This is a genomic window from Streptomyces sp. NPDC006450 (genome assembly GCF_040612195.1).
GTDB lineage: Bacteria > Actinomycetota > Actinomycetes > Streptomycetales > Streptomycetaceae > Streptomyces.
Map to the genome: position 1 here is coordinate 1 of NZ_JBEXPT010000179.1, position 9,030 is coordinate 9,030.

A 9,030-nucleotide genomic window follows, 5' to 3' on the forward strand; every position below is an offset into this window, starting at 1 on the left:
CACCGCTGCGCCGTCCATGGGGCCGGCCGAGCCCGCGGGCCGGGTGGCCGCATCGGGCGGGCCGCTGTCCGCCGGGCGCGGAGCCGCGCACGTGGGCGTTCCCGTTGCCGCCGGCGACGCCGGAGCGGGCCGCCTGGTGGCCACCGGCCGCCCCGGCCCGGGGCCCGACCGGGGCGCCGCGGCTCCGGGGCTGCTGTCGGCGCCGACGCGAGGGGCTGCCGGGGCCGCGGCTCCGGGCGACGCCCGGTCGACGGGTGGGGGCGCGCTCGCCAAGGCGGCCGCCGTCACCGCCGGGCTCACCGCAGCCGGGGCGCTGTTCGGGCTGGTCCGCGACCAGACCATCGCGCACCTCTTCGGAGCCGGGCACGACAGCGACGCCTTCCTCATCGCCTGGACCGTTCCCGAGATGGCCTCGACGCTGCTCATCGAGGACGCCATGGCCCTGCTGATGGTGCCCGCGTTCAGCCACGCCCTGGCCCGCCGGGCTGCCAGCAGGGCCGGGCTCACCCGCAAGGAGGCCCGCGCGCAGGATCCCGTACGCCTGCTCGTGGGGGCCACGCTGCCGCGGCTGCTGGTGCTCCTGGCCGCCGTGGCCTCCGTGCTCATCGTCGCCGCGCCGCTCGTCGTGGGCGTGCTCGCGCCGGGCCTGCCCGACCCCGGGCTCGCCGTCGAATGCACCCGGTGGACCGCCCTGACCGTGCTGTCCTTCGGGGTCGCCGGCTACTTCAGCGCCGCCCTCAGGGCGCACCGCTCCTTCGTGCCCCCCGCCGCCATCTACGTGTCCTACAACGTCGGCATCATCGGGACCATGGTCGCCCTGCACGCCCTGTGGGGGGTGCGCGCCGCCGCCGCCGGGGTCGCCGTCGGCGGAGTGCTGATGGTCCTGGTCCAACTGCCCGCCTTCATCCGCAACGTGGGCTTCGGGCCGCACCGCGCCAAGGGCGCCCCGCGCAGCCAGCGCGACCGGGACCGGCCGACGCTGATCGCCTTCGGGGTCATCGCCCCGGTCATCTTCTTCGCCGTGTTCCGCCAGTCCCAGGTGCTGGTCGAGCGGTTCCTCGCCGCCGGGCTGCCGCCCGGCGCCATCTCGCACCTCAACTACGCCCAAAAGGTCGCGCAGATGCCGATGGTGCTCTCCCTCATGATCTGCACCGTCACCTTCCCCGTCGTCGCCCAGGCCATGGCCGGCGGGGAGCGGGAGAAGGCCCGGCGGCGGGTCGAGCAGGACCTCGCCCTCGCCTCGCTCGCCGTCCTCATGGGCACCGCACTCGTCATCGGGTACGCCCCCCAGATCATCGAAGTCCTCTTCGAGCGCGGGGCGTTCACCCACGTCGACACCGAGGCCACCGCCTCCGTCATGCGGCTCTACGGCCTCGGCCTGCTCGGACACTGCCTCGTCGGGGCGCTCTCGCGGCCCTTCTTCTCCACCGCCCGGCCCATCTGGTTCCCCGCCCTCGCCATGGGCGCCGGACTCCTCGTCAACATCGTCGCCGGAGCCTTCGCCGTCGGCTGGTGGGGCACCTACGGGATCGCCGCCGCCAACGCCGCGGGCATCTCCACCACCGCCGCACTGCTGCTCACCGGCCTCGGCTCGCGGATCATCGCCATCCAGGTCCGCCGGGTCGTCACCAGCATCGGCCGGCTCTCCGTCGCGGCCCTGGCCGCCTGCGCCACCGGCTGGATCGCCGGGCCGATGATCCCCGACCCGCTGGTCAGCGCCGCCCTGGGCTGCCTGCTGGTCCCGGCCATGTTCGGAGCCACCGGCATGGCCATACGGGCCCTGGAGGTCACCGCCCTGCCGGGCCAGCTCGCCCAGCTCACCGCTCACCTCACCTCCCAGCTCACCCAGAGGTTCCGCAATGTCCGCTGACACCGACACGGCGCCCCCCGGTGCGGCGGCCTCCGCCCGCCGCGGCGGCTCGCCGTGGGTCCTGATGTACCACTCCGTCACCGAGTTCACCGATCCCGCCGAGGACCCGTACGGCATCACCGTCACCCCGCACGCGCTGGAGGCCCAGCTGCTGTGGCTGCGCTCCCGGGGGCTGCGCGGGGTGTCCGTCGGCAAGCTGCTGCGGGCCCGCGCCGCCGGCCGGGCCGCCGGGCTGGTGGGACTGACCTTCGACGACGGCTACACCGACTTCCTGACCCGCGCGCTGCCGCTGCTGCGCAGCTACGACTGCACCGCCACCCTCTTCGTCCTGCCCGGGCGGCTCGGCGTGGACAACGTCTGGGACCCGCTGGGCCCCCGCAAGCCCCTCCTCACCGCCGAGGGGATCCGCGAAGTCGCCGCCGCCGGACAGGAGATCGGCTCGCACGGGCTGCTCCACCAGGACCTCACCGCGGCCCCCGACGACGTACTGCAGCAGGAGCTCCGCGGCAGCCGCGAACTGATCCGGGAGCTGACCGGGAGGCTGCCCGCCGGATTCTGCTACCCGTACGGGCACCTCGACGCGCGGGTCGTCGCCGCGACCCGGGCCGCCGGGTACGGGTACGCCTGCGCCATCGACCCCGGCCGGCTCGCCGGACCCCACGCGATGCCCCGTACCCACATCAGCCAGGCCGACGGCGGCCCGCGCCTGCGGATCAAGCAGGTGCGCCACCAGGTGCGCGAACTGCGGCGGGCGGTGCACCTGTGAGCCCCGGGAAGGTGCTGCACGTCATCACGGGACTCGGTGTCGGCGGCGCCGAGCAGCAACTGCGGCTCCTGCTACGGCACATGCCGATGCGCTGCGACGTCCTGACGCTGACCAACCCCGGGCCGGTCGCGGAGGGGCTGCGCGCGGACGGGGTCCGGGTGTTCCACCTCGGGATGCGCGGCAACCGCGACCTGGGGGCGGTGCCCAAGCTGGTCAAGCTCATCAGGCGGGGCCGCTACGACCTGGTCCACACGCACCTGTACCGGGCCTGCGTGTACGGGCGCCTCGCGGCCCGGCTCGCAGGCGTGCGGGTGAGCGTGGCGACCGAACACTCCCTCGGAGTGGGCGAGATCGAGGGCCGGCCGCTGTCCGGCGGGGTACGGGCCCTGTACCTGGCGAGCGAGCGGCTGGGAGCCGCGACCGTGGCCGTGTCGGACACCGTGGCCGCCCGCCTGGAGGCCTGGGGGGTGCCGCCCGGGCGCGTGCACGTGGTCCCGAACGGCATCGAAGCCGCGCGGTTCCGCTTCGACGAGGGCGTACGGCGGGCCACCCGGACCCGGACCGGCCTGCCCGAGCGGGCCTTCGTGGTCGGCGGGGTCGGCCGGCTGGTGCCGGGGAAGCGGTTCGACGTCCTGGTGCGTGCGGTGGCGGCGCTGCCCGGCGCGCACCTGCTGCTCGCCGGGGACGGACCGGAGCGGGCGGCGCTGCGCCGGCTCGCCGCCGAGCTGGGAGCGCAGAGCCGCATCCACCTGCTGGGGGAGCGCGATCCGCTGGGCGACAGCGCGGACGGGCGGACCCCCGGGGTCCCGGCGCTGCTCGCCGCGATGGACGTGTTCGTGTCCCCCTCGCGGGAGGAGGCGTTCGGGCTGGCGGTGATCGAGGCGCTGGCGGCGGGGCTGCCGGTGCTGCACGTCACCTGCCCGGCGATCGACGACCTGCCCGCGGCGCAGGCGCCGGGGGCGCGGCGGATCGGCACCGGCACGGAGGAGCTCGTCGCGGCGCTGCGGGGGCACATGGAAGCCGGCGCCCGGAGGCTGCCGCCGCCCGGCGTGGTGCGGCGCTACGACATCGGCCGGAGCGCGGCGCAGCTGCTGCACGTGTACGACCTCGCGATGGCCGCTCCCGCGGCCGGGGCCAGGGGGCCGGGTGCGCTGCCCGCTCCCGGCCGGGGCCCTCGGGGCGCTGTCCCGGCGGGTCCGGAGGGTGCGGCGCCGTTGCCGGGGACCGCTCCCCGGACCCCCGCTCCTCAAACGCCGGAGGGACTGGGTCTGCCCGCGGAGGGGCGGGCTCTGCCCCCGGCCGGGTTGATCTTCGGCCCCGGCGGGCCGGTGCCCGCCGGGGGCCGCGCCGATGACGGCCCGTCGGGGGCCCCCGCCGGTGGCGACATCCGCTGAGCCGACCCCGCAGGGGCCCGCACCGGGCCCCGAAGCAAGCACCCGTCCACCAGGAAAGAGGCACGCACATGGCGGACACCGCCGAACAGAAGAAGTCCACCCACCGGCGCCGGGTACGGCTGCTGCCGCCGCCCGCGTGGTGGCCGCTGCCCGCCGCCGCGCTGCTGGGGCTCGCCGCCGGCGGGGCGTACGGGGTGCTCAAGGCGCCCGAGTACGCCGCCACCAGCTACGTCGTCGCGGTCCCCGACGACACCACCGAGCCGGCCACCGCCCTCGGCTTCGCCCAGGCCTACGCCCGGATCGCCACCAGCAGTTCGACCCTCGCGTACGCCCAGCCCCGCGCGGGCGTCGGCGTGCGGAAGCTGCGGACCCAGGTCCGCGCCGAGACCTCCCCCGAGTCCCCGATGATCGCCATCACCGGGACCTCGAAGAGCGCCGGCGAGGCCGCCGACATCGCCAACGCCGTGGCCGACGCCCTGTCGCTGAGCAGCAACCAGGCCGCCAAGAACACCGGCGTGCAGCTGCTCCTCTTCAACCAGGCCGTCGCGCCCAGCGACCCCGCGTCCGCGTCCCCCACCCTCAGCGGGGCGGTCGGCCTGTGCGCCGGTGGACTGCTGGGCGGGCTGTGGCTGCTGGCCCGGCCCGCCGCGCGGCGGCGTGACGAGGCCGGCGTCGCGGCACCTGTCGTGGAGACCGTCGAGGAGTACGCCTCGCTGCCCGCGCAGGGCGAGCCGGCCGCGGCCAAGGAGAAGGAGTCGGTGCGATGACCTCCGGCTCCGCCGGGGCCCTGTCGGTGACGCTGTGCCGCGATCCCCGGCAGTTCGCCGCACTGGAGGGGCCGTGGAACCGGCTCGTCCGTGCCTGTCCCACCGCCACTCCGTTCCAGAGCCACGCCTGGCTGCACTCCTGGTGGCTGTCCTACGGCAAGGACGGCCGGCTCCGCATCGTCCTGGTGCGGCGCGGGGAGGAACTGGTCGGCGCGGCCGCGCTGATGCTCGTACACCGGCCGCTGCCGCTGCTCGTCCCCCTCGGCGGGGGCATCACCGACTACTTCGACGTGCTCGTGGCCGCGGAGTACGCCGACCAGGTCGTCCCGGCCCTGGCCAACGGCCTGCACCGGGCCGCCCGGGGCGCGGTCGTGGACCTGCGCGAGGTGCGGCCCGGGGCCGCCGCCGAGGCCGTGTACGCGGCCTGGCCCGGGATCGGCAGCAAGCTCGCCGACTCCACCTGCATGGAGCTGCCGGCCATGCCCTTCGACGAGCTGGTCAAGCGGATGCCGTCCTCCGGTGCCCAGCGGGTGCGGGCCAAACTCCGCAAGACCGACGCGGCGGGGATCGAGGAGCACGAGGTCACCGAGCAGGAAGTGCCGCGAGCGGTACGGACCCTGCTGCGGCTCCACGAGAAGCAGTGGCGCGGCCGCGGGGTGACCCCCGAACACCTCAAGCCGCGCTTCGCCGAACACCTGACCCGGGCCACGCGGCGGATGGTGCGCGCGGGGGAGGGGCGGCTGGCCGAGTTCCGGCTCGACGGGAAGGTGGTGGCCGCCAACCTCACGCTGCTCTCGGGCACGCTCAGCGGCGGCTACCTCTACGGCGCCGATCCTGATCTGCGGGACCGGAAGGTGGACGTGGCCACGCTGCTGCTGCGCTACGAGACCACCCGCGCGCTCGCCGAGGGACGCCCGGTGGTGAGCTTCCTGCGCGGCAACGAGCCGTACAAGAACCACTGGCGGCCCGAGACGGTCGTCAATCAGCGTTTCCTGCTGGCCAGGAGCACGCTCGCACCCCTCCTGCGGCTGCACGAGTCGCAGGTGACGGGGCGCGAGCGGGCGGTGGACGTCCTGCGGGAGGTGGTGCCGGCCGCCAGGGACTGGCGGGCGCGGCTCAACGAACTGCGGGTCCGATGACCCGGACGCCCCGCCTAGAAGGGCCAGAAGCCGCTCTCCTTGCCCCAGTCGACCTTGATGCAGACCGACTGCTTGCCGACCAGCTTGGAGAGCCACTCGCCGAAGTTGATCGGCACGCACCACTCGGTGGTGTTGACGGGCGGCGGTGTCGTCGGCTTGGGCGGCTGGGACGGCTCGGGCTTCGGCACGAGCGGCGAGGGCACCGGCGACGGCACCTCGGGATCCGGCTCGGGCACGACCGGGCCGGGGCTCGGGCTGGCGCTCGGGCTCGGGGGCTCCGGGCTGACCTCGGGGGCCGGGACCAGCGGACTCGGCTCGACGGGGCTCGGGACCAGCGGGCTGGGGACGGCCGGGCTCGGCTCGACCGGGACCTCCGGGCTCGGGACCACGGGCGAGGGCGTCGGAACGACCGGGCTCGGGACGGCCGGGCTGGGCTTGACCGGGCTGGGCTTGACCGGGCTGGGCTCGACCGGGCTCGGAGCGGCCGGACTCGGGACCTCCGGGCTGGGGAGCACGACCGGCGGGGTGACGACCGGCGTCGGGATCTCCGGCGTGGGGACCTGCGGGGTCGGGACGACCGGCGTGGGCACCACGGGGGTCGGGACGACCGGCGTCGGGACGACCGGGGTCGGGATCACCGGGCCGGTCCGCTGCGGGGTCAGCGCCTCGCGGAAGACCTTCGTCGAGGCCGGGTTCTGCTTGCACTGCCAGACGCCGTGCGGGCAGTAGTCGGTGATGGTGTGATACAGCGGCTTCTGCTGGTCGATCCACTTCAGCATGCGCCGCATGTACTCCGGGTTGTCCCCGTTGCGGAACAGCCCCCACTCCGGGTACGAGATCTCTTTGCCGTGTGCCCGCGCGAAGTCGACGTGCTGCTGGAGTCCGTACGGCTGGCTGATCTGGTCGTCGAAGTTCCGGCCGGGTCCCTGGTCGTACGAATCCATCCCGACGATGTCGACCACGTCGTCGCCCGGGTAGCACTTGGTCCAGCCGATCGCGTCCGTGCCGCGGTTCGGGGTGAAATCGAACTTGAACTTCTGGCCGGGCACGGAGCGCATCGCCTTGACGACGCGCTTCCAGTAAACCTTCCAGTTCTCCGGGTCGGGACCGCAGCGGTGGGTGTACGTGATGCCGTTCATCTCCCAGCCGAGCACGATCACCGTGTCCGGGACGCCCAGCGCCACCAGCCGTTCCGCGAGCTTCTCGAAGTGGCGGTCGTACTGGCCGTCCGCGCCCGCCCGGATCAGCTGCGCCACCTGGTAGTCGGGGACCCGCTCTTCGTTGCGCTCCTGCATGGGCACGTTGAGGACGAACAGCCGGTCGTCCCGCTGGAGCCGCCACCGTGCCCAGTCGTCGAGGAAGCTGACGTTGCCCTCGATGCCGGCCCACTGGTCACCGGGCAGATAGGTGTGCCCGACCCGGATCTCCTTGCCGCCCAGCCAGTTCGACAGGAACGGGATGCGGGCCACTCCGGGAGGCCCGTAGTCGAGGTAGGCGCCCATGGCGATGTCCGCGTCGCCGGAGGACCCGCTCTGCTCCTCGGGTGCCGCGAGGGCGGCCCCGGTGGCGAGCAGTCCGGCCGTCACCGTTCCGATGCAGGTGCTCGCCAGTCGGCGGCGTGGTCTGGGCATGGCGTCTCCCGAGCTTTCCTGAATCGGTGTGCTTACCAAAGACGTTAGGCATCACATCTGATGAATGGCCTGTCCGGTGACCACTTCCTAGGCCATTCGCACGTGCGCACCGTCCCTGCTTGGTCCGACTAGGTGAAAGACACCGTTCCCATGCACGCGCATCCCAGCCAAGTGCCCGCAGTTCTGCTCAGACTCGATCGGAATCCGTTCCACCACGGAACCCTCGGCGCCGTCAGATCCCTTGGGCGCGCGGGTGTGGAGGTCCATGCCGTCGTCGAGGCCGGGGGAGGTCCCATGGGGCGTTCGCGCTACCTGCGTGCCGTGCATCCCGGACCCGCCGGCGGACTCGACCCCGAGGCACCCGAGGCGTTGCTGGAGTGCCTGACCGGGGTCTCCGAACTGATCGGCCGTCCGGCGGTGCTCATCGCGATGGACGACCTCAGCGCGATCGCGGTGTCACGGGTCGCGCCGATGCTGGGCGGCCGGTTCCGGATTCCCCATCAGCCCGACGACCTGCCGGCGCGGGTGGCGGACAAGGCCGAACTGTCGCGGCTCTGCGCCCGGTGGGACGTACCGCACCCGGAGACCGTGATCCCGGTGAGCGGGGCCGAGGCGGCGGAGGCCGCGTGGCGGCTGGGGCTCCCGGTGATCGCCAAGTGGAGCCGGCCGTGGCTGCTGCCCTCGGGCACGGGCCTGCGCAGCACCACCCTGCTCCACGCGGCCGCCGAGGCGCGGCGGTTGTACGAGCGCTCGGCGGAGGCGGGGAGCCGGCTGCTGCTCCAGCGGTTCCTGCCGGCCGGGCCGGACACCGACTGGTTCTTCCACGGCGCGTTCGCCCGGGGCGGGCGTCCGCTGATCACCGGGTCGGGGCGCAAGGAGCTGTCCTGGCCGGTGCGGACGGGGCTGACGGCGGTCGGGCGGTGGCTGCCGGACCCGGCTGTGGAGGAGGCGGGTCTGCGGCTCGCCGAGCGGCTCGCCTACCAGGGGATCCTGGACCTGGACTTCCGCCGGGACGAGCGGGGCGTCTTCCGGCTGGTGGACTTCAACCCCCGTCCGGGGGCGCAGTTCCGGCTCTTCACGGATGCGGGCGGCCTCGACGTGGTCCAGGCGATGTACCTGGATCTGACGGGCCAGCGGGTCCCGGAGCCGTCCGGGGGACCCGGCCGGGTCTTCGTGGCGGAGAACTACGCCCTGCTCGCGGCGGTGCGCGGCCGCTCGCTCCCGCGCCGTCCCCCGGCCCCGCCCGCCGGGGCGGGTGCCGCGGCCGCGCGCCGGGGACGGGGCCCCGAGCGGGGGCGGGTGGAGGCGGCGTGGTTCGCGGCCGACGACCCGATGCCGTTCCTGGGGATGCTCGCCGCCTTTCTGGGGCGGGGTGCGGTCAAGGGGCTGGGGGTGCTGCGCGGGGCCGCCGGGGCCGCCGGAGGCACCTGCCTCGCCGGGCGGCGCCAGCTCCCGGCCCCGCT

The 9,030-nt window shown here is 74.6% G+C and carries 7 protein-coding genes; 6 read left to right on the top strand and 1 reads right to left on the bottom strand.

What is annotated here, in order from left to right; translation table 11 throughout:
• Positions 1 to 16 precede the first annotated feature (16 nt).
• The 5 genes from ABZY57_RS30640 (at position 17) to ABZY57_RS30660 (ending at position 5,936) form a co-directional block, all read left to right on the top strand.
• The gene (locus ABZY57_RS30640; protein ID WP_356517468.1) at positions 17 to 1,870 is read left to right on the top strand and encodes a lipid II flippase MurJ; all 1,854 of its coding nucleotides are present in this window, start codon (positions 17 to 19) and stop codon (positions 1,868 to 1,870) included.
• Positions 1,860 to 2,636 (top strand): polysaccharide deacetylase family protein, encoded by a 777-nt coding sequence (locus ABZY57_RS30645; protein ID WP_356517456.1) that lies wholly within the window; start codon positions 1,860 to 1,862, stop codon positions 2,634 to 2,636. Before ABZY57_RS30640 ends, ABZY57_RS30645 begins: the two co-directional genes overlap by 11 nt.
• Positions 2,633 to 4,030, top strand: coding sequence for a glycosyltransferase (locus tag ABZY57_RS30650; RefSeq protein ID WP_356517458.1), 1,398 nt, complete (start codon positions 2,633 to 2,635; stop codon positions 4,028 to 4,030). The genes ABZY57_RS30645 and ABZY57_RS30650 overlap by 4 nt, the downstream gene beginning before the upstream one ends.
• A gap of 68 nt (positions 4,031 to 4,098) precedes the next feature.
• The gene (locus tag ABZY57_RS30655) at positions 4,099 to 4,797 is read left to right on the top strand and encodes a lipopolysaccharide biosynthesis protein (RefSeq protein ID WP_356517460.1); all 699 of its coding nucleotides are present in this window, start codon (positions 4,099 to 4,101) and stop codon (positions 4,795 to 4,797) included.
• The gene (locus tag ABZY57_RS30660) at positions 4,794 to 5,936 is read left to right on the top strand and encodes a GNAT family N-acetyltransferase (protein WP_356517462.1); all 1,143 of its coding nucleotides are present in this window, start codon (positions 4,794 to 4,796) and stop codon (positions 5,934 to 5,936) included. The genes ABZY57_RS30655 and ABZY57_RS30660 overlap by 4 nt, the downstream gene beginning before the upstream one ends.
• Positions 5,937 to 5,950: 14 nt before the next feature.
• On the opposite strand, the gene ABZY57_RS30665 is transcribed toward ABZY57_RS30660, so the two are convergent.
• Entirely contained in the window at positions 5,951 to 7,567 is a 1,617-nt protein-coding gene (locus tag ABZY57_RS30665) for a glycosyl hydrolase (protein WP_356517464.1), read from the bottom strand.
• A 150-nt stretch (positions 7,568 to 7,717) separates the two neighbouring features.
• Here ABZY57_RS30665 and ABZY57_RS30670 point away from each other — a divergent pair.
• Positions 7,718 to 9,030 (top strand): ATP-grasp domain-containing protein (locus tag ABZY57_RS30670; protein ID WP_356517466.1); only part of this gene is annotated, 1,313 nt, incomplete at its 3' end.

Bases quoted from the DNA above. Each gene is read 5' to 3' on its own strand.
- ABZY57_RS30665 (WP_356517464.1), bottom strand. From the start codon at position 7,567: ATGCCCAGACCACGCCGCCGACTGGCGAGCACCTGCATCGGAACGGTG.
- ABZY57_RS30655 (WP_356517460.1), top strand. From the start codon at position 4,099: ATGGCGGACACCGCCGAACAGAAGAAGTCCACCCACCGGCGCCGGGTA.
- ABZY57_RS30645 (WP_356517456.1), top strand. From the start codon at position 1,860: ATGTCCGCTGACACCGACACGGCGCCCCCCGGTGCGGCGGCCTCCGCC.
- ABZY57_RS30640 (WP_356517468.1), top strand. From the start codon at position 17: ATGGGGCCGGCCGAGCCCGCGGGCCGGGTGGCCGCATCGGGCGGGCCG.
- ABZY57_RS30660 (WP_356517462.1), top strand. From the start codon at position 4,794: ATGACCTCCGGCTCCGCCGGGGCCCTGTCGGTGACGCTGTGCCGCGAT.